Genomic DNA, 18,994 nt, shown 5'->3' with positions numbered 1-18,994 from the left:
GGTCCGATTCAGCCCGGGGTGCGAATCAGGCGGCGTCCGCCTCGCGCTGGACGCGGTCGGCGAGGGTCCGTCCGGCCTCGCGGGCGGCCTGCTCGGCGCTCTCCTTCATAGTGTCGGCGAGCTCGACCAGGCCGGCCATCGCCGGGTTGACCCGGGCCAGGGTGAGCTCCCGCTCGATCACGGTCAGGTCGGCGCCCCACACCTCGCCGACGATCCGGCGCAGGTAGTCGATGCTGTGGTCCCAGCCCTCCTTCGGCGTCCCGGGCCCGTAGGCGCCGCCGCGGGTGACGATCAGCACGGTCGGGGTGCCGTCCAGCAGCTGGGCGCCCTGCGGCGCACCGGCGATGACCAGGTCGATCCAGGTCTTGACGTGCTGCGAGACGCCCCAGTTGTACAGCGGCAGCGCCAGCACCACGGCGTCGGCGGAGGCCAGCTCGTCGGCCAGTTCCCGCACCCGGGCGACCGCGTCGGCCTGCTCCGGCGTCCGGTCGGCCTCGGGGGTGAAGCCGGCGCCGACCGCGGTGGCCCACAGCTCGGACGGCAGCGGGTCGACACCGAGGTGCCGGGTGCGGATCTGCTCACCGGAACGGTGCGCGGTGAACTCGTCCACGACGAGGTCGGCGAGCGCGCTGCTGGCCGAACGCGGGCCCTGAATGCTGGCGTCGATGCGGAGAAGGGTCATTGGAGTGCTCCCGGAGGTTCGTGATTGAAGTTTCACCCACTCTAACGCGGGCGATTTGAATGTTCAAGTATGTAGCCTGGTGGGCATGACAGAGCAGCCTCGCAACGAGCCGCGGTGGCTCAGCGACGAGCAGCTCCACGACTGGCAGTCCCTGGTGACGCTGCTGATGCTGCTGCCGCCGGCCCTGGACGCCCAACTCCGGCGCGACTCGGGGTTGAACAGCTTCGAGTACCACGTGCTGGCCCGGCTCGGCGACCGTCCGGACGGGGCGCTCGGCATGGGTGAGCTGGCCGCCTACACCCAGGGCTCGCCGTCCCGGTTGTCGCACGCAGTCGGACGCCTGGAGCGGGCCGGCTGGATCGAGCGGCGCAGCGGGGAGGCCCGCTGCGTGAACGCCCACATCACCCCGGCCGGACGGCGCAAGCTGGTCGAGACCGCACCGGCACACGTCCGCGAAGTCCGGCGCCTGGTGATCGACGCGCTCACCCCGGAACAGCTGCGCGACCTCGGCGTGGCGGCCCGGCTGGTCACCGAGAAGCTGGCGCCGGCCCGGACGGCGGATGTACCGACTGTCGGCGGGTGTACGGAGCCGTAGCCGCGGAAGGCTACGGTATGGCCCATGTCTGAGTCACGCGCGCCCGAGTCAGCCCCTTCGCCGCTCACCCCGGCAGACGAGACGCCCGCCATCGGGCCGCACCGCAGGGGGGTCGAGTTCCCGCAGACTCATCCCCTCGCACTGGCACCGGTCACGGCCCCGCCGCACACCGTCGACGGCTTCGTGAAGGAGTTCCTGCACGAGCTGAACACCGACCTCGGCGTGGCGCTGTCCCGGTCCTCGATCAACGACCAGTACACCGCCCTGGCGCACACCGTGCGCAACTACCTGACCGCCCGCTGGCTGGAGACCAGCCGCAAGCAGCGGGAGAACCACCCCAAGTCGGTCGCCTACCTGTCGGCCGAATACCTGCTGGGCCGTCAGTTGGGCAACAACCTGCTGGCCGCCAACCTGAACGACGTCGCCGAGAAGGCGCTGCGCTCCTGTGGCCTGAGCCTGGGACGACTGCGCGCCCAGGAGGTCGAGCCCGGCCTCGGCAACGGCGGCCTGGGTCGCCTGGCGGCCTGCTTCATCGACTCGCTGGCCACCATGAACGTGCCGTGCATCGGCTACGGCATCCGCTACGAGTACGGCATCTTCCGGCAGACCTTCGTCGACGGCGAGCAGGTCGAGCAGCCCGACTCCTGGCTCACCCTGGGCAATCCGTGGGAGATCGCGCACCCCGAGTCGGCCGTCCAGGTCAACTTCGGCGGCCACACCGAGACCTACGACGACGGCGGCGTGGAGCGGTCCCGCTGGGTTCCGGCCTGGAACGTGCTCGGCGTCCCCTACAACTACATGGTTCCCGGCTACCTCAACGGCCGGGTGAACACCCTGCGGCTGTGGAGCGCGCAGGCCACCCAGGCGTTCGACCTGAGCATCTTCAACGCCGGCGACTACGCCCAGGCGGTGCGCGCCCAGACCTTCGCCGAGAACATCTCCAAGGTGCTCTACCCCGAGGACTCCACCCCGCAGGGCAAGGAGCTGCGGCTGCAGCAGCAGTACTTCTTCGTGGCCTGCTCGCTGCGCGACTTCATCGACGGCCAGGGCCCCGATTTCGACCTGCGCGACCTGCCCGAGCGGGTGATCTTCCAGCTCAACGACACCCATCCGGTGATCGCGGTGCCCGAGCTGATGCGGATCCTGCTCGACGAGCGCGGCCTGGACTGGGACGAGGCCTGGGCGATCACCTCGAAGTGTTTCGCCTACACCTGTCACACCCTGCTGCCGGAGGCGCTCGAGGTGTGGTCGGTGGAGCTGCTCGGACGGCTGCTGCCGCGTCACCTGGAGATCATCTACAAGATCAACGAGGAGTTCCTCGACCTGGTCCGCGAGACCTGGCCGGACGACTACCTGCGGCTGGGCCGGATGTCGATCATCGCCGAGTACCCCGAGCGCGGCGTCCGGATGGCGTTCCTGGCCACCGTCGCCGGCATCAAGGTCAACGGTGTCGCCGCGCTGCACTCGCAGCTGCTGCGTGACAAGGTGCTCAACGACTTCGCCGAGCTGTGGCCGGACAAATTCACCAACGTCACCAACGGCGTCACCCCGCGCCGCTTCATGAAGCTGGCCAACCCGCACCTGTCCGATCTGATCACCGACGCCATCGGCACCGGCTGGGTGACCGACCTGGAGCGGCTGCAGGAGCTGGCCCCGCTGGCCGACGACCCCGACTTCCGGGCCGCGTTCGCCGACGCCAAGCACGCCAACAAGATCCGGCTGCGGGACCGGCTCCGGGTCCGCGACGGCATCGAGCTGCCCACCGACCAGATGCTCGACGTGATGGTGAAGCGGCTGCACGAGTACAAGCGGCAGACCCTGAAGCTGCTGCACATCGTGTCCTTGTACGAGCAGATCCTGTCCGGCAAGGTGAAGGCGTCCGACGTCACCCCGCGCACCTTCGTGTTCGGCGCCAAGGCGGCCCCCGGCTACCGGATGGCCAAGCAGATCATCCACCTGATCAACGCGGTCGGCTCGGTGGTCAACGCCGATCCGCTGGTCGAGGGCCGGCTGAACGTCTTCTTCCCGGCCAACTACAACGTCACCCTGGCCGAGCGGCTGATCCCGGCGGCCGACCTGAGCGAGCAGATCTCGCTGGCCGGCATGGAGGCGTCCGGCACCGGCAACATGAAGTTCGCCCTGAACGGTGCGCTCACCATCGGCACCGACGACGGCGCGAACGTCGAGATCCGCGAGCTGGTCGGCGACGACAACTTCTTCCTGTTCGGCATGTCCGAGCCGGAGGTCGCCGACCTGGGTGCCCGCGGCTACCACCCCGGCGAGTACTACGAGTCGAACCCGCAGCTGAAGGCCACCCTCGACCTGATCGCCTCCGGGCACTTCTCCGGCGGCGACCCGATGACCTTCGAGCCGGTGGTCTCCAACCTGGTGCACCACGACCGGTTCATGGCGCTGGCCGACTTCGGCTCCTACATCGAGGCGCAGCAGCGGGTGGACGCCGTCTACGCCGACCAGGACGCCTGGATCCGCTCGGCCATCCTCAACGTGGCCCGCTGCGGCTTCTTCTCCTCCGACCGGTCGATGAAGGACTACATCAAGCGGATCTGGAACACCCACCCGGTGCTCTGATCGGGTGAAGCGTGAGTCGAAGCACTGGTGGCGCAGGGTCGCCGGGTACCTGCTCGGGACGATCCTGCCCTGGGTGCTGCTGACCGAGTTGCTCAGCGTCGTCGCCGGGAGCCTCTCGGCTCCCGGCGGCGCCGACCAGTGGGGCAGGATCGCCTTTCTGGTGGTGATCGCCCTGGCCGCGCTGCTGACCAGGAACGGGCAGTCGCCCACCCACCGGCTGCTGCGGCTGCAGGTCCTCGACCCGGTCGGAGCGCCGGCGTCCCCGACCCGGATGGCGTTGCGCGCGCTGGCCCACCTGGCCGACTTCGCAACGCTGGGACTGGGTTTCCTCTGGCCGTTGTGGGACCGGAACGGCCAGACCTTCGGCGACAAACTCGCCGGCACCACCGTCCGGCTCACCGGATGCCCGGAGCCGGGCGCCTAAACTCGCCAGCGTGTCTGTTACCCCTCGCCGTGTCCGCCGTCCCCTGCTCGGTCTCGCGATCGCTGCGGTGACCGGCGGCCTGACCCTGACCGCCTGCACCGCCCCGGACGTCTTCGTCGAGTCCCCGCGCCCGAACTCGCCGACCGCCATCGCGTCGGCGTCGGTCGATCCGCAGACCGATCCGGCCAAATTGCAGCTGCCGCTCAGTTCGCTGCCCGGCTGGACGGCACCGACCGCACTCGGCGGCGGCAAGTTCAGCCGCCCGTTCCCGCCGAACGGCACCGTCAGCTGGGAGTTGTTCAACGGCGCCAACCAGCAGATCGCCGACTACACCCCGGCCGGCCCGGTGGCGTTCGGCGACCCGTCCACCTACACCCAGGTGCCCGGCGTGCTGACCTTCCGCGGCAACAACTACCGCAACGCGCCCGCCTACGGCACCGCCGACGTGACCAACAAGAAGTTGGAGATCGCCTGGACCCACGACACCGGCGACGTGAAGGCGGAGGGCTCCTACTGGGCGGGTGCCGGCTGGACGGGCCAGCCGTTGATGGTGAACTGGCCGCAGCAGACCAAGCAGGCGATGGGCCTCGACCCGGTCCAGGTGCAGGACAAGAATTTCGTCGAGGTGCTCTACCCGGTGGTGGACGGCAAGGTCTACCGGATGGATCTGGCCACCGGCAAAGACACCAAGCCGCCGATCGACACCGGGTTCGCCTTCAAGGGGACCGGCTCGGTCGATCCGCGCGGCTACCCGCTGCTGTATTCGGGCATGGGGCTGAACGAGAACGGCGACGTCAAGAACGGCACCTGGCGATACCGGATCTTCGACCTGATCCAGAACAAGGAGGTCGACGGCTGGAACGGCACCGACCCGTCCGCTCCGCGCGACTGGGGCGCCTTCGACTCCTCGGCGCTGGTCAACGCGGCGTCCGACACCCTGATGGAGCCGGCCGAGAACGGCCTGATCTACAAGGTGAAGCTGAACGCGAAATTCGACCCGGACGCCAAGACCGTCAGCGTGAAGCCCGAGTACACCAAGCTGCGCTACGACACCGGCGACCCGAACGCCCGGCACGGCATCGAGGGCTCGGCGGCCGCCTACCGCAACCTGATGTACGCGCCTGACAACGACGGCAACATCATCTGTTGGGACGCCACCACCATGCAGGTGGTCTGGGTGTTCCCGACCGGCGACGACACCGACGCCACCATCGTGCTGGAGGACACCCCGGACGGCCCGTTCATCTACACCGGCAACGAGTTCGACAAGCGCGGCGAGGGCGCCAACGGCGCGAAATCCGGCCCGGTCACCTTCCGCAAGATCAATGCACTGACCGGCAAAGAGGTCTGGAAGTGGGAGATCAACGCCCAGTACAACGCGGTCAACGGCGGCATGATGGCCACCCCGGCGCTGGGCTTCGGCGAGGTCTCCGACCTGGTCTTCGTCACCATGGCGCGCACCGCCTCGGAGAAGCAGGGCGACCTGGTGGCGCTGGACAAGAAGACCGGCCAGGTGGTGTGGCAGCGCACCATGGGCGCCTTCTCGTGGAGTTCTCCCTTGTTGATCCAGGGTTCCGACGGCCACGTCTACGGCATTCAGGGCGACTCCAGCGGGCTGCTGCACCTGTTCGACCCGAATACCGGCAAGGACTTCTCGACACTGCAGCTGGAGAAGAACATCGAAGCGTCCCCCGCCGTCTACGGCAACATGCTGGTGGTAGGCACCTACGCCAAGAAGCTCTACGGCATCCGGATCTCCTGAGCGGTTCCGCGGCGAGGCCGAGCGGGGTATCAGCACCGGTCGTGATCGTCGTCCACCGAGAATTCGTGCCGCTTGTGTCGCGCCCGCTAACCTGAGGCGTCCGGACAGCGCTGTCACCAACCCACCGCACCAGGAGGGTCCCGTGACCGACGTCGCCGCCTTGCCCGGCTTCCTCGACGAAACCGACGACGCACGCCTGCGTCGTGACATCCGACGCCTCGGCGACCTGCTCGGCGAGACCCTGGCCCGCCAGGAGTCGCCCGAGCTGGTCGATCAGATCGAGGACATCCGCCGGCTGTCCCGCGACGCGCTGGCCGGTGATCGCAAGGCGCAGCGCACCCTGACCAAGCGGCTCAGCACCGCCGACCTGCCGACGGCGGTGAACCTGATCCGGGCCTTCCGCACCTACTTCCACCTGGCCAACATCGCCGAGCAGGTGGCCCGGATCCGCACCTTCGACGACCGCCCCGAGGGCAGCGGCTGGCTGTCCAAGGCGGTCGAGCAGGTGGCCGACGAGCTGGGCGCGCCGGCGTTGACCACCGCGCTGGCCAAGCTGCAGGTGCGGCCGGTGTTCACCGCGCACCCGACCGAGGCCAGCCGGCGCACCACCCTGGTGCAGCTGCGGCAGATCGGGGACGCCCTGCTGGCCGCCCCCGACGAGCTCACCCCGCGCGCCGAGCGGGCCCGCGACCGGGAGCTGAAGAAGGTCATCGAGACCCTGTGGCAGACCGACGAGCTGCGGGTCGACCAACCGACCGTCGACGACGAGGCCCGCAACGTGCTGTTCTACGCGGCCGCGCTGATGGCCGGCACCGCCCCGCAGCTGCTGGAGGACCTGGCCGACGAGGTGGCGCAGCAGGGCGGCTACCTGCCGATCACCGCGGCGCCGCTGGCGCTGGGCAACTGGATCGGCGGCGACCGGGACGGCAACCCGAACGTCACCGCCGCGACCACCCTGCAGGTGCTGCAGCGGCAGCATCTGGTCGGCATCGGCGTGCTGCTCAACGAACTGGACGCGGTGATCGCGGAGGTGTCCACGTCCAGCCGGCTGCGCCGGATCAGCCCCGAGCTGCAGGCCAGCCTGGACGCCGACCTGGAGGCGCTGCCCGAGCTCGACCGGCACGTGCAGCGGATCCATGTCGAGGAGCCGTACCGGCTCAAGCTGCACTGCGTGCGGCAGAAGCTGCTGAACACCCGGCGCCGGATAACCGAGGACTACCCGCACCGTCCGGGCCGGGACTACCGCGGCAACCAGCGGATGCTCGCCGACCTGGAACTGGTCCGCTCGTCGCTGATCGCCAATTCGGCCGAGCTGCTGGCCGACGGCCGACTGACCCGACTGATCCGCACGGTCAGCGCGTTCGGCCTCGGCGTGGCCACCATGGACGTCCGGGAGCATTCCGAGAAGCACCATCACGCGGTCGGCCAGCTGATCGACCGGGTCGGCGAGCTGGAGGTCAGCTACGCAGAACTGAGCGCGGAGCAGCGGTACGCGTTGCTCTGCGGCGAGCTGGCGCAGCGGCGTCCGCTGGCCCCCTCGCCGCCGTCCCTGGACGCCGACGGCGCCCGCACCTATGCCACCTTCGAAGCCATCCGGGAGGCCCACGAGCGGTTCGGTCCGGCCTGCATCGAGAGCTACATCGTCTCGATGACCCGGGGTGCGGACGACCTGCTGGCGGCTGTGCTGCTGGCCCGGCAGGCCCGGCTGGTGGACATCACCGAGAACATCGCCGCGATCGGCTTCGTGCCGCTGCTGGAGACGGTGACCGAGCTGCGCACCGCCGGCGAGATCCTGGAGCGGCTGCTGTCCGACCCGTCCTACCGGGCGCTGGTCAAGCTGCGCGGCGACGTCCAGGAAGTGATGCTCGGCTACTCCGACTCGAACAAGGACGCCGGCATCGCCACCAGCCAGTGGGAGATTCACCGCGCCCAGCGGGTGCTCCGCGACGTGGCCGCCCGGCACGGCATCCAACTGCGGCTGTTCCACGGCCGGGGCGGAACCGTGGGCCGGGGTGGCGGCCCCACCCACGAGGCGATCCTGGCCCAGCCGTACGGCTCGCTGCGCGGTCAGATCAAGGTGACCGAGCAGGGCGAGGTGATCTCCGACAAGTACACCCTGCCGGCACTGGCCCGGGAGAACCTGGAACTGACGCTGGCCGCGGTGCTGGAGGCCAGCACGCTGCACGTCACGTCGCGGCAGCGCCCCGAGCTGCTGAAGCAGTGGGACGCCACCATGCAAACCGTCTCCGACGCCGCCTTCGTGGCCTACCGCGAACTGGTCGACGATCCCGACCTGCCGACCTACTTCTGGCAGTCCACCCCGGTCGACCAGCTAGGTGCGCTGAAACTGGGCTCGCGGCCGTCCAAGCGGCCCGACAGCGGCGCCGGACTGGAAGGGCTGCGGGCCATCCCCTGGGTGTTCGGCTGGACCCAGTCCCGGCAGATCGTGCCGGGCTGGTTCGGCGTCGGCAGCGGCCTGGACGCCGCCGTCGCAGCCGGCCACGGCGACCGGCTGCGGGCCATGTACGAGCAGTGGCACTTCTTCCGCACCTTCATCTCCAACGTCGAGATGATGCTCACCAAGACCCGGCTGGACGTCGCCCGGCACTACGTGGCCTCCCTGGTGGACCCGAAGCTGCACCACATCTTCGACCGGATCTCCGCCGAGTACAGCCGGACGGTGGCGGCGGTGCTGGCGATCACCGGCGAGGACGAACTGCTGGACAACCAGCCGATCCTGAAGCGCACGCTGAGCGTCCGGGACGCCTACCTCGATCCGGTCAGCTACCTGCAGGTGGCGATGCTGGCCCGGCTTCGGGCCGGCGACCGCGACCCCCAGCTGGAGCGTGCCCTGCTGCTCGCCGTCAACGGGGTGGCCGCCGGCCTGCGCAACACCGGGTAGGCCGCCGTCGCCGGCTAACGGCTCCGGACAACTCATGGTCATTCGAGGCGATACCGCCCGCTCTTAGCGGCCCATCCCCAATACTGAGCGCAACTATGATCGCTGTCTCCCCGACGGTGATCGTAGGCGCTGACCGTCATCGACCAGAATTGGGGGAAGCCTGATGACAGGTATCAAGGACATTCGGGGGGTAGCACCGGAGACCGGCCGACCACGAGGTGCCCGAATATGGGCGCTCTCCGCCATCCTCGCAATGTTGATCGGGCTGGTCGGCCCATCACCGACGACGGCGAACGCCGCCAGCATCATCAAACCGGCGAAGCCCACCATTTCTGGCACGGCGACGGTCGGCAAGACGCTCACCGCTCGACCAGGGAAGTGGCGACCGGCGACGGTCCGGCTGACCTTCCAGTGGTATCGCTCGGGCAAGGCGATACCGGGTGCAGACGCTCAACAGTATCTGTTGGTGTCCGCCGACAAGGGCAAGCGGATCTCGGTGAAGGTGACCGGCGCGGTGGAAGGCCGCCCAGCTGTGTCACGGACGTCCGGGTCAACCCGACCGGTCGCAGCCGGCAAGCTGATAGCGACGACGCCCACCGTATCGGGTGACGCCACCGTCGGCGGCACGCTCACCGCCACGCCAGGCGACTGGCAACCTGCCGGGATCGACTTCAGCTATCAGTGGTACCGCGCCAGCAAGGCGATCAAGGGTGCTCGCCAAGCCACCTACAAACCGACATCGAGCGACGTCAAGAAAAAGCTGAAGGTGAAGGTGACCGGCTCTCTCGCCGGCTACCAGAAGCGCTCCACGACGTCCGCTCTCACATCGCCGGTCACGAATCAGGACACATCGATTCCGATCACGTCAGTACCCGTGGTTGGCGGTCTACTCGCCGTGGACGGCACAGTGACCGTCGACACCGGGAGATGGAGTCCCGGAGCCACCTTCACCTACCAGTGGCTCCGCTCAGGATCACCGATCCCCGGCGCAACCGAGGCCAGCTACCGGCTTCAATCGGAAGACGAGAGCCAGCAAATCGCCATCCGGGTGACCGGCCATCTACCCGGGCATCTGCCGACCACGGTGGAATCGGAGCCGTCTCTGCGGGTGCTGCTTACCCACCTGCCTTCGTACGTTGGCGAACTCAGGGTCGGGACCACCGTCGGCGCCCACCTGGGTGGATGGTGGACCGAAGGGACACAGTTCAGCTACGCCTGGTTCCGTAACGGGAAGCGGATCGACGGCGAATCCGCGGACAGCCTCGCCCTGACCATGGAATATGCCGGCTCACGGATCGGCCTCGCCATCACCGGCACCAAACCCGGATACAGCACGGTCACCACCGAGATTGAGCCACACAATCAGATTGTGGTGCTCAACGTCGGTACGCCGACGATCAGCGGCACCCCGCGGGTAGGTGCCATCCTTAGCGCCGACCCAGGCATCTGGATGGCAGATGTCACCTATCAATACCAGTGGCTGCGCGAAGGGAGCCAGATCGAGGGGGCGACCACCGCCAGCTACCAGCCCACCGTGGCCGACATCGGCAAGAGGCTGTCGGTCAGGGTCTCCGGGTGGGCTCCAGCGTCGCAGATCCTCAATGCAACCAGCGCCTCCACCGCCGCAGTGACCGCTGCCTCACTCGACGCCGGAACGCCCTCCATCGGTGGGGATGCACGCGTCGGCGGGCAGGTGACAGCGAACCCGGGGAGTTGGGGTCCAGCTCCGGTGAGCCTGACCTACCAGTGGCTGATCGACGGCGGTGCCGTCTCGGGAGCGACCGGCCAGTCCTGGACGGTCCCCACCTCGGCAGCCGGACGTTCGATCTCCGTGCGGGTCACCGGCAGCAAGGCCGGCTACGACTCTGTCGCCAGGACGTCCGCCGGCGTGGGCGTGCCAGTTCCGCCGCCACCGCCTCCCCCACCGGGACCGATCGGCGACGACTACCCGGCGAATCTGAAGAGGGCGGCGCGTGATGCCCTGGTCGACCCGTGGAACTTCTACAACCGGGAATGCACTTCGTTCGTCGCCTGGCGGCTGAACAGCGCCAACAAGGTCGGCTTCACCAACCAGTACAAGGGCGCCGCCCGCTGGGGCAACGCCAAGACCTGGGGAACCGTCGCTCAACAGCGTGGAGTAGCCGTCGACAACCGTCCCGTCCGGGGTGCGGTGGCCTGGTCCTCAGCCGGCGAGTTCGGCCACGTCGCCTGGGTCGCGGCCGTGCATGGCGACGGCACCATCACCGTCGAGGAGTACAACTACAACTGGAACGGCAACTACAACACCCGCCGGGTAAAGGCATCGTCGTTCCAGTACATCCACATCAAGGACCTGTGACCCCTCCCGTGTATTGACCGCGCGGCGGCGGGAAGGCGCTCAGCCTCCCGCCGCCGTCCCGCGAACCACCGGAGTCCAGGCTCATACGGCTCGGAGGGGTCGTCGTGGCGCGTCGAAAGGCGTTGGGTTACCGTCACGCGTGCCGATGAGGAACTGGATTTCTTGTTGGGTGAGCCCAGCATGGTCGAGTTGCCGGCCAACCGATGCCGCAAGCTCCGGATTCTCTGCGGGTAACAGGTCGCTCCCGGGTTCGCGGGTCTTCCAGCCCCGACTGTTCAGTTGTCGGTAGAACTTCTGTCGCGCTTCCGCGGTTGCCTTGCCCAGGCGGTAGGCGCGCTCGAAGATCGCTTGCATCGACACGCCCCACTCCGTCTTGAGGTCGGACAGCTTGCCCAGCGTGAGGTTCGTCAGTTCCGGGGCGATGACGTGCGCAGGCATGAGGAGCTCGGCGGCGAACTGGTTCGCCTGGTCCTCCACATCCAGGTCGATGTACTGTCCGTGGAGGACGAGGTGCCCGAGTTCGTGCGCAACCGTGAGGCGCTTTCGATCAGTGGGCAGCGCTGCATTGAGCACGATCACGGCGTGCTCGCCCGCCCACTGCGACATTCCATCGATGCGATGGGTTCCGAAGTCCTCTTCCACGACGATGACTCCGGCTGATTCGACCCAGCGGATCAGGTTTCGCACCGGGCCGATTGGCATCCGCCACGCGGCGCGAAGCATTGCTGCCGCCTGCGCGGGCGTGTGTTCATCGGGATCAACCTGAATGACGTGGTTCTGCGGCCGCAGTGGGACCCTCTCCAGCAAGTAGGACGAGTGCATCCGCAGCATGTTCACGCGAGCTTCGACACGCTTCCAGTCCGACGGCTTGGCGGTCTTCTGCCGGCGCATATGAGCGTCTGCAGCGATAGCACCCTGCATCCGGAACTCATGCCGGATGAACTCCGGGGTAACCCCGAGAGCCTCACCCAGCCTCTCCACCATCTCGTCGTCAGGCTCACGCAGGTTGTTCTCATACCGGGAAAGCGCGGCCTGCGTGATGCCGAGATCGTCGGCAAGTTCTTCCTGCGTGATGTCTGCGGCACGCCGGAGAACCAGCAGCACGTCACCGATCGCGCGGCTCACGATTCCAACTCCTCCTCAGGATCACGGACGACACCGCTGAGATCGATCTCGGGCAGCTCGGGTGCGATCGGCGTCCAGGAGAAGCCAGCTGGGCTGCTGGCGTTGCGGCGAAGCTGGATCGCCCAAATTGGGTTGTCCTTGCCGTCGCGGAAGGACATGATCGCCTCCCCGACGGTACGCCGTTCAGAATCCCAGTAGTAGCCGAGGGCAAGGCTGAGCGGCTCGAGCCCTTCAAGAGCCACGACGCTGTTCGACCAGAAGGCACGAGACGCATCGGTCGGATACGCAGAGATGCGGTCACCCGGATGATGCCGCTTGATCCGGATCGCGTACGACGTCCCGCTGTGCAACTCCCGTGTCGGCTCCACGTCATGGACGTGGATACCGTCCATGCCCTCGACCAGGCGGACCAACCGATCCCAGATCCGTTCGTGGAGGAAGTTCGCGGTGAAGCGGGCAGTGAAGTTGGGGAACCAGCCGGGCCGCCACTCCTTGAACGCGGCGAAATCCTCACGAGCGCCATCGACGGCATCGATGAAGGCCTGCACGAAGGGATCGCCCAAGTCTGTGAGAACCCGATCACACTCCGGGTATCCGTCTGAAATCATGCCAGAAAATATACCAACTACGCGCTTCGCCACCGCCCGACACGCCACGCCGGAGAGACGAACGTCGCCCCTCGCTGAACCCCGCCGCCGCGCGGGCCCGAGGCAAAGTGGTCAGACCGTAACTCCTCGGTTACCTCGGGCGTCGGTCGTCGTAACGCCGGCGGAGTGGAATCTCCCGGGAGAAGTCGCACTCCGAAGGAGAACCCCCATGGCAGCGTCGAAGACAGTGGAGGGCCTGTACGAAGTAGGACCGGACCAGAAGCTCAAGGTCAAGCAGCCGATCTGGAAGTCGCTGTTCTTCCAGATCGCCGTCGCGATCGTCCTGGGCATCACCATCGGTGCGCTGTGGCCCACCATCGGCTCCCAGCTGAAGCCGGTCGGCGACGGCTTCATCCGGCTGATCAAGATGGTGATCGCGCCGATCATCTTCCTGGTCATCGTCACCGGCATCGCCCACGTGGGCGACGTGAAGTCGGTGGGACGGGTGGGCGTCAAGGCACTCGGCTACTTCCTGGCGGCGTCCACCTTCGCGCTGGCCTTCGGCCTGCTGGTGGCGAATCTGGTCCGGCCGGGCGCCGGCCTGCAGATCGACCCGGCCACCCTGGACGGTTCCGCCGTGGCAGCCAAGACCGCCGGCGGCTCGATCCCGGACGCGGCCACCTTCCTGCTGCACGTCATCCCGGAGAGCGTGATCGCCGCGTTCGCCGAGAACAGCCTGCTGCAGGTGCTGTTCTTCGCCGTCTTCTTCGGCGCCGCGATGGTCGTGCTCGGCCCCGAGAAGACCAAGCCGGTGATGGACTTCCTGAACGCCGCGCTCGACATCGTGTTCAAGATCATGGGCTGGATCATGCGGGTCTCGCCGCTCGGCGCGTTCGGCGCGATGGCCTTCATCATCGGCCAGTACGGTCTGGCCACCCTCGGCACCTACGCGATGCTGATCGCCGCCTGCTACGGGGCCGCGCTGGTCTTCATCGGCCTGCTCTTCCTGATCGCCTGGGGATTCGCCCAGGTGCCGCTGTGGGAGTTCATCAAGTACGCCCGCTCGGAGTTCCTGCTGGCACTGGGCACCGCCTCCACCGAGGCCGTCCTGCCGCGGATCATGACCAAGCTGACCAAGTCGGGCAATCCGCGTTCGATCACCGGGCTGGTGGTCCCCACCGGCTACTCGTTCAACCTGGACGGCGCGGCGATCTACCTGTCGATCTCGCTGCTGTTCCTGGCCCAGGCGTTCGGCATCGAGCTGTCGATGGGTCAGCAGCTGGCCGCGCTCGGCGTCCTGCTGCTCACCTCGAAGGGCATGGCCGGCGTGCCGGGCTCGTCCTTCCTGGCCCTGTCGGCCACGGCCACCGCGCTGGGCATCTTCCCGGTCGCCGGGGTGGCCCTGCTGCTCGGCGCCGACCGGCTGATGGACTCGATGCGGGTCTCGGTCAACCTGCTCGGCAACTGCGTGGCCACCTTCATCGTCTCGAAGTGGGAGGGCAAGCTCGACTACGACCAGATGCACGCCACCTTCGCCGCCGCCGGCGACGAGGACGAGGCGGCGTCCGAGACCACTTCGGTCCTCCAGCCCGCCTGAACCGCGTGACAAGATGAGGGGGCGGCCGACACAACACGCCGGCCGTCCCCTCCATCACGCTCGACGAAAAGGCGCCATGGCAACGTCAGACCCGGCAGGGCTGCGGTTGGCACGCAGCAGCGCGACCGTTGCCGACGACATCGTCCGGCAGATCGAGCACCGAATCGTGGCGGGCTCGTTCACCCCCGGCGACCGGCTGCCCGCCGAGCGCCGGCTGGCCGCCGATCTGGGGGTCTCCCGGACGGCGTTGCGCGAGGCGCTGGGACGGCTCGAGGTCGCCGGCCTGGTGGTTCGCCGACACGGCAGCGGAACCCGGGTGGCCCGCGCGGTGCCGCTGGGCGCGTCGCTGGCCGCCCGGCTGGAGAACGCGGGCGACGATTTCGACCATTCCGCGGAGTTCCGGGAACTGGTCGAGCCGCAGCTGGCCAGGCTGGCCGCCGAGCGGATCACCGCCGCCGAGCTGACCGAGTTGCGCGCCCTGCTGGCGGCCTCGTCCGCCGACGTCGACGCCGAGGAGTCGTTGCGGCTCGACGTCGCCTTCCACACCGCGATCGCCCGGGCCTCCCGCAACCCGCTGCTGGCCTCGCTCGGCGAGCTCACCGCCAATTGGACCGTGGAGGCCCGGGCGTTCTCCCACCTGGCCGGCGACGGACGCCGCGTCTCGCACGCCGGGCACGTCCGGATCCTGGCCGGCCTGGAGGCCGCCGACCCCGACGCGGTGGCCTCCGCCATGGCGACGCACCTGCGCGAGATCCGCGCCGTCATCGATCGCGTCCGCGATATCGACCAGTCCGCGTGACGATCTCGTTACGCGGTCGTGACGAATAGTTCACAGCCCGCACAGAATTCTCGGAAATTCCGCTGAAAACACATCTCCAGCGCCGTCCATAGCACCAGGAATTCGGCTCCGTAGCCGCGTTACACAACCGTCACATCGGCGACACAGGGCATTCAAAAATTGTCAGTAGCGTGATTCCCCTCAAGTGGTCAGACCAACTTGCGGGGAAGGATCGGGATGACGATCGAGGAGTTCAACCGGCTCGACGGGGAGGCCGCGGCACGCCTGCTGGGCACCTGCGCCGAGGTCGAGGGCTGGATCGCGGAGGTGCTCGCGAGCCGGCCGTTCGAGTCCCGGGACGCCCTGCTGGCCCAGGCCGAGAGCGCCGCGCGGGGCTGGACCCCGGCCGATGTGGACGCCGCCCTGGCCAACCATCCGCGAATCGGCGAACGACCCGAGGCGGCCGCCATCGGCGCCGCCAACGCGGCCCACTCGGCCACCGAGCAGGCCGGCATGAGCACCGCCGGCGGCGACGTCCGGCAGGCCATCGCCGAGGGCAACGCCGCTTATGAAGAGCGTTTCGGACGGGTCTTCCTGATCCGCGCCGCGGGCCGGACGCCGGAGCAGATCCTGGCCGCCCTGACCGCCCGGCTGGACAACGACGACACCGCCGAGGCCGCCGTGGTGGCCGACGAGCTGCGCCAGATCGCGCTGCTCCGGCTGGAACAGGCGGTGGCCGGATGAGCTTCGTCACCACCCACGTGCTGGACGGCTCCCGGGGCGTCCCGGCGTCCGGGGTCGGCGTCCGGATGACCGACGCCGAACACGTCCTGGTCGCCGAGGGGGTCACCGACGGCGACGGCCGGGTGCCGTCCTTCGGCCCCGACGCACTGCCCAGCGGCACCTATCACGTCACCTTCGATACCGGCGCCTACTTCGCCGCCGCGGGTATCGCCACGTTCTATCCGTCGGTCACCATCACGGTCGCCATCGATTCTTCAGCAGCCCATTATCACGTGCCGCTGCTGCTCTCACCTTTCGCCTATTCCACCTACCGAGGGAGTTGAAGTACATGTCCGTCACCGTCAGCCTTGGCGCTAACAAATACGGCAAGGCCGAGAACCGGGTCGTCAGGATCACCCGCGACACGGCGCGCCACGAGATCGAGGATCTCAACGTCACCAGCCAGTTGCGCGGCGCGAAGTTGGTCGACTCCTACCTGGTCGGCGACAACGCCCTCGTGGTGGCCACCGACACCCAGAAGAACACCGTCTTCGCGTTCGCCAAGGAGTACGGCATCGGCTCGCCCGAGGAGTTCCTGATCAAGCTGGGCGACCACTTCGTCTCCTCCTTCGACTGGATCGAGGGCGGGCTGTGGCAGGCGGAGCTGTACGAGTGGGAGCGCATTCTCGTAGACGGCGCGGAACACGACCACTCCTTCGTCCGCAAGGGCCAGGCCACCCGGCTGGCCGCGGTGCAGAAGATCGACGGCAAGACCCACGTGCTGGCCGGGCTCAAGGACCTGACCGTGCTGAAGTCCACCGGCAGCGAGTTCCAGGGCTTCCCGCGGGACAAGTACACGACGCTGGTCGAGACCGACGACCGGATCATGGCCACCTCGGTCACCGGACGCTGGCGCTACCTGCCGGAGGCCGTCGAGGCCGGCATCGACTACAACGCGGTCTACGCCGGTGTCAGCGAGGTCTTCCTGGCCACCTTCGCCACGGTGCACTCGCTGGCCCTGCAGCAGACCCTGTGGGAGATGGGCAAGGCGGCTATCGAGGCGTTCCCCGAGATCGCCGAGGTGAAGTTCGCGATGCCGAACAAGCACCACTTCGTCTACGACCTGTCCCCGTTCGGCCTGGAGAACCCCAACGAGGTGTTCTACGCCGCCGACCGTCCCTACGGCCTGATCGAGGGAACCATCACCCGCGACGGGATCACCGCCGAGCCGGACGCCTGGACCGACGTCCCGACCTTCATCTGAGTCATCGCGCTCGGACCGCAGCACTCACCACCCAGAGAGGCCACAGGCCATGATCGACACAGACTCTCCCACCACTGAAGTAGAACTCCCCGACCTGCCCGTCGGCAGCCGTCCCGAGGACGAGAAGCTCGGCGTCGGCCCCACCATCGGCTACGGCGTCCAGCACATCCTGGCCATGTTCGGCGGCGTGATCGCCGTGCCGCTGATCGTCGGTGGCGCGGCCGGCCTGGACACCGCCGAGAAGGCGCTGCTGGTCGCCTGCGGTCTGTTCGTCAGCGGCGTGTCCACCCTGCTGCAGACGCTCGGGGTGCGCTGGTTCGGCGCCCAGCTGCCGCTGGTCCAGGGCACCTCGTTCGCCGCGGTGTCGACGATCCTGGCGATCATCGGCGACCGGGCCGGCGTCGGGCTGCAGTCCGCCTACGGCGCGGTCATCGCAGCCACCGCGATCGGCCTGGTGATCACCCCGTTCTTCGCCCGGATCGTGAAGTTCTTCCCGGCGGTCGTGACCGGCTCGATCATCACCGTGATCGGCCTGTCCCTGATGCCGGTCGCGGCCGGCTGGATCACCGGCAACGCCACCATCACCGTCAACGGCGCGAGCGTCGCCAACCCCGACTTCGCCTCGCTGTCGAGCGTCGGCCTGGCGCTGTTCACCTTCGTCGTGGTGATCATCCTCAGCAAGATCGAGATCCTGTCCCGGATGTCGGTGCTGCTCGGCCTGGCGATCGGCACCGTCGTGGCGCTGTTCACCGGCCAGACCAGCCTGGCCCCGGTGATGACCGCCGCCCCGGTGGCGCTGCCGCAGCCGTTCGCCTTCGGCCTGCCGATCTTCGAGGCCGGCGCCATCATCTCGATGCTGATCGTGGTGCTGGTGATCATGGTGGAGACCACCGCCGACCTGCTGGCCGTCGGTGAGGTCGTCGGCACCAAGGTGGACGCCCGCCGGGTCGGCGACGGCCTGCGCGCCGACATGGCATCGTCGATGATCGCCCCGGTGTTCAACTCGTTCCCGGCCACCGCGTTCGCCCAGAACGTCGGCCTGGTGGCGCTGTCCGGGATCAAGAGCCGGTTCGCGGTGGCCGCCGGCGGTGGCCTGCTGGTCATCCTGGGCCTGTCCCCGATGGCCGCGGCGCTGTTCAGCATCATCCCGGGCCCGGTGCTCGGTGGGGCCGGGATCGTGCTGTTCGGCACGGTCGCCGCGTCCGGCGTCCGCACCCTGTCGAAGGTGAACTACCAGGGCAACAACAACCTGGTGATCGTCGCCGCCTCGGTCGCGTTCGGCCTGATCCCGGTGGTGTCGGCCAACTTCTGGCACAGCTTCCCGGAGTGGTTCGTGACCATCTTCCACTCCGGCATCAGCGCCTCGGCGATCATGGCGGTGGCCCTGAACCTGTTCTTCAACGTGTTCCTGCCCGGCACCCCCGAAGATCCGTCCGACCTGGCCGCGGCCCCGCCGCTGCAGGTGCAGGACAGCGAGGCCCGCACCCTGGAGAGCGGTGGCACCCTGGGTCCGGACTCCTACGAGCCCGACATCCACATCGACGGCACCCGCGCCAAGGAGCCGTCCGGGCACTGATTCACCAGCTCGGCCCTCGCGCCGACCTGCCCACCCATCCGCTCGCCTAACT

Annotated in this window: 15 protein-coding genes; 12 read left to right on the top strand and 3 right to left on the bottom strand. The window is 68.2% G+C overall.

Annotated elements, in window-relative coordinates:
- Window positions 1–25: 25 nt before the first annotated feature.
- Window positions 26–682 carry an FMN-dependent NADH-azoreductase gene (locus tag QM582_RS03150; protein ID WP_415081668.1) on the bottom strand — a complete coding sequence of 219 codons (657 nt, stop codon included), beginning with the start codon at window positions 680–682 and terminating at the stop codon, window positions 26–28.
- 85 nt (window positions 683–767) lie between these two features.
- Here QM582_RS03150 and QM582_RS03145 point away from each other — a divergent pair, with 85 nt between their 5' ends.
- From QM582_RS03145 to QM582_RS03120, 6 genes are all read left to right on the top strand, one after another.
- Entirely contained in the window at window positions 768–1,277 is a 510-nt protein-coding gene (locus QM582_RS03145) for a MarR family winged helix-turn-helix transcriptional regulator (protein WP_415081666.1), read from the top strand.
- 24 nt (window positions 1,278–1,301) lie between these two features.
- Window positions 1,302–3,866, top strand: coding sequence for a glycogen/starch/alpha-glucan phosphorylase (locus QM582_RS03140; protein WP_415081664.1), 2,565 nt, complete (start codon window positions 1,302–1,304; stop codon window positions 3,864–3,866).
- Window positions 3,867–3,870: 4 nt separating this feature from the next.
- On the top strand, window positions 3,871–4,290 hold the full coding sequence (locus QM582_RS03135) for an RDD family protein (protein WP_415081662.1): 420 nt from the start codon (window positions 3,871–3,873) through the stop codon (window positions 4,288–4,290).
- Window positions 4,291–4,300: 10 nt separating this feature from the next.
- Complete coding sequence (locus QM582_RS03130; protein ID WP_415081660.1) at window positions 4,301–6,052, top strand: PQQ-binding-like beta-propeller repeat protein; 1,752 nt, start codon at window positions 4,301–4,303, stop codon at window positions 6,050–6,052.
- Between the two features lie 142 nt (window positions 6,053–6,194).
- Window positions 6,195–8,954, top strand: a complete 2,760-nt coding sequence (gene ppc / locus QM582_RS03125; RefSeq protein ID WP_415081658.1) for a phosphoenolpyruvate carboxylase — start codon at window positions 6,195–6,197, stop codon at window positions 8,952–8,954.
- A 256-nt stretch (window positions 8,955–9,210) separates the two neighbouring features.
- Entirely contained in the window at window positions 9,211–11,292 is a 2,082-nt protein-coding gene (locus QM582_RS03120) for a CHAP domain-containing protein (protein ID WP_415081656.1), read from the top strand.
- An 81-nt stretch (window positions 11,293–11,373) separates the two neighbouring features.
- Here QM582_RS03120 and QM582_RS03115 read toward each other — a convergent pair whose 3' ends face one another.
- Together QM582_RS03115 and QM582_RS03110 are read right to left on the bottom strand one after the other, a co-directional pair.
- The gene (locus QM582_RS03115; protein WP_415081654.1) at window positions 11,374–12,417 is read right to left on the bottom strand and encodes a helix-turn-helix domain-containing protein; all 1,044 of its coding nucleotides are present in this window, start codon (window positions 12,415–12,417) and stop codon (window positions 11,374–11,376) included.
- Window positions 12,414–13,025, bottom strand: coding sequence for a hypothetical protein (locus QM582_RS03110; RefSeq protein WP_415081652.1), 612 nt, complete (start codon window positions 13,023–13,025; stop codon window positions 12,414–12,416). The genes QM582_RS03115 and QM582_RS03110 overlap by 4 nt, the downstream gene beginning before the upstream one ends.
- Window positions 13,026–13,233: 208 nt before the next feature.
- Here QM582_RS03110 and QM582_RS03105 point away from each other — a divergent pair, with 208 nt between their 5' ends.
- The 6 genes from QM582_RS03105 (at window position 13,234) to QM582_RS03080 (ending at window position 18,942) form a co-directional block, all read left to right on the top strand.
- Complete coding sequence (locus QM582_RS03105; RefSeq protein WP_415081650.1) at window positions 13,234–14,601, top strand: cation:dicarboxylate symporter family transporter; 1,368 nt, start codon at window positions 13,234–13,236, stop codon at window positions 14,599–14,601.
- Between the two features lie 76 nt (window positions 14,602–14,677).
- Window positions 14,678–15,400: a FadR/GntR family transcriptional regulator gene (locus tag QM582_RS03100; RefSeq protein ID WP_415081648.1), complete on the top strand. Its 723-nt coding sequence runs from the start codon at window positions 14,678–14,680 to the stop codon at window positions 15,398–15,400.
- Between the two features lie 216 nt (window positions 15,401–15,616).
- Window positions 15,617–16,123 (top strand): 2-oxo-4-hydroxy-4-carboxy-5-ureidoimidazoline decarboxylase, encoded by a 507-nt coding sequence (uraD, locus tag QM582_RS03095; RefSeq protein ID WP_415081646.1) that lies wholly within the window; start codon window positions 15,617–15,619, stop codon window positions 16,121–16,123.
- A complete protein-coding gene (gene uraH / locus QM582_RS03090) occupies window positions 16,120–16,446 on the top strand; it encodes a hydroxyisourate hydrolase (RefSeq protein ID WP_415081644.1) in 327 nt (108 codons plus the stop codon). Before uraD ends, uraH begins: the two co-directional genes overlap by 4 nt.
- Window positions 16,447–16,451: 5 nt before the next feature.
- Window positions 16,452–17,366 carry a factor-independent urate hydroxylase gene (gene pucL / locus QM582_RS03085; RefSeq protein WP_415081642.1) on the top strand — a complete coding sequence of 305 codons (915 nt, stop codon included), beginning with the start codon at window positions 16,452–16,454 and terminating at the stop codon, window positions 17,364–17,366.
- Between the two features lie 49 nt (window positions 17,367–17,415).
- Window positions 17,416–18,942, top strand: a complete 1,527-nt coding sequence (locus QM582_RS03080) for a nucleobase:cation symporter-2 family protein (protein WP_415081640.1) — start codon at window positions 17,416–17,418, stop codon at window positions 18,940–18,942.
- Window positions 18,943–18,994 lie beyond the last annotated feature (52 nt).

Source organism: Micropruina sp. (genome assembly GCF_047607385.1).
Lineage (GTDB): Bacteria > Actinomycetota > Actinomycetes > Propionibacteriales > Propionibacteriaceae > Micropruina.
The sequence above is the reverse complement of the archived record's forward strand: the minus strand, read 5'-3'. Positions and strand labels throughout refer to the sequence as shown.

What these genes read in the sequence shown, in the direction of transcription:
- QM582_RS03150 (WP_415081668.1), bottom strand. Translation starts at nt 682, where the DNA reads ATGACCCTTCTCCGCATCGACGCCAGCATTCAGGGCCCGCGTTCGGCC.
- QM582_RS03145 (WP_415081666.1), top strand. Translation starts at nt 768, where the DNA reads ATGACAGAGCAGCCTCGCAACGAGCCGCGGTGGCTCAGCGACGAGCAG.
- QM582_RS03140 (WP_415081664.1), top strand. Translation starts at nt 1,302, where the DNA reads ATGTCTGAGTCACGCGCGCCCGAGTCAGCCCCTTCGCCGCTCACCCCG.
- QM582_RS03110 (WP_415081652.1), bottom strand. Translation starts at nt 13,025, where the DNA reads ATGATTTCAGACGGATACCCGGAGTGTGATCGGGTTCTCACAGACTTG.
- QM582_RS03105 (WP_415081650.1), top strand. Translation starts at nt 13,234, where the DNA reads ATGGCAGCGTCGAAGACAGTGGAGGGCCTGTACGAAGTAGGACCGGAC.
- QM582_RS03100 (WP_415081648.1), top strand. Translation starts at nt 14,678, where the DNA reads ATGGCAACGTCAGACCCGGCAGGGCTGCGGTTGGCACGCAGCAGCGCG.
- uraD (WP_415081646.1), top strand. Translation starts at nt 15,617, where the DNA reads ATGACGATCGAGGAGTTCAACCGGCTCGACGGGGAGGCCGCGGCACGC.
- uraH (WP_415081644.1), top strand. Translation starts at nt 16,120, where the DNA reads ATGAGCTTCGTCACCACCCACGTGCTGGACGGCTCCCGGGGCGTCCCG.
- pucL (WP_415081642.1), top strand. Translation starts at nt 16,452, where the DNA reads ATGTCCGTCACCGTCAGCCTTGGCGCTAACAAATACGGCAAGGCCGAG.
- QM582_RS03080 (WP_415081640.1), top strand. Translation starts at nt 17,416, where the DNA reads ATGATCGACACAGACTCTCCCACCACTGAAGTAGAACTCCCCGACCTG.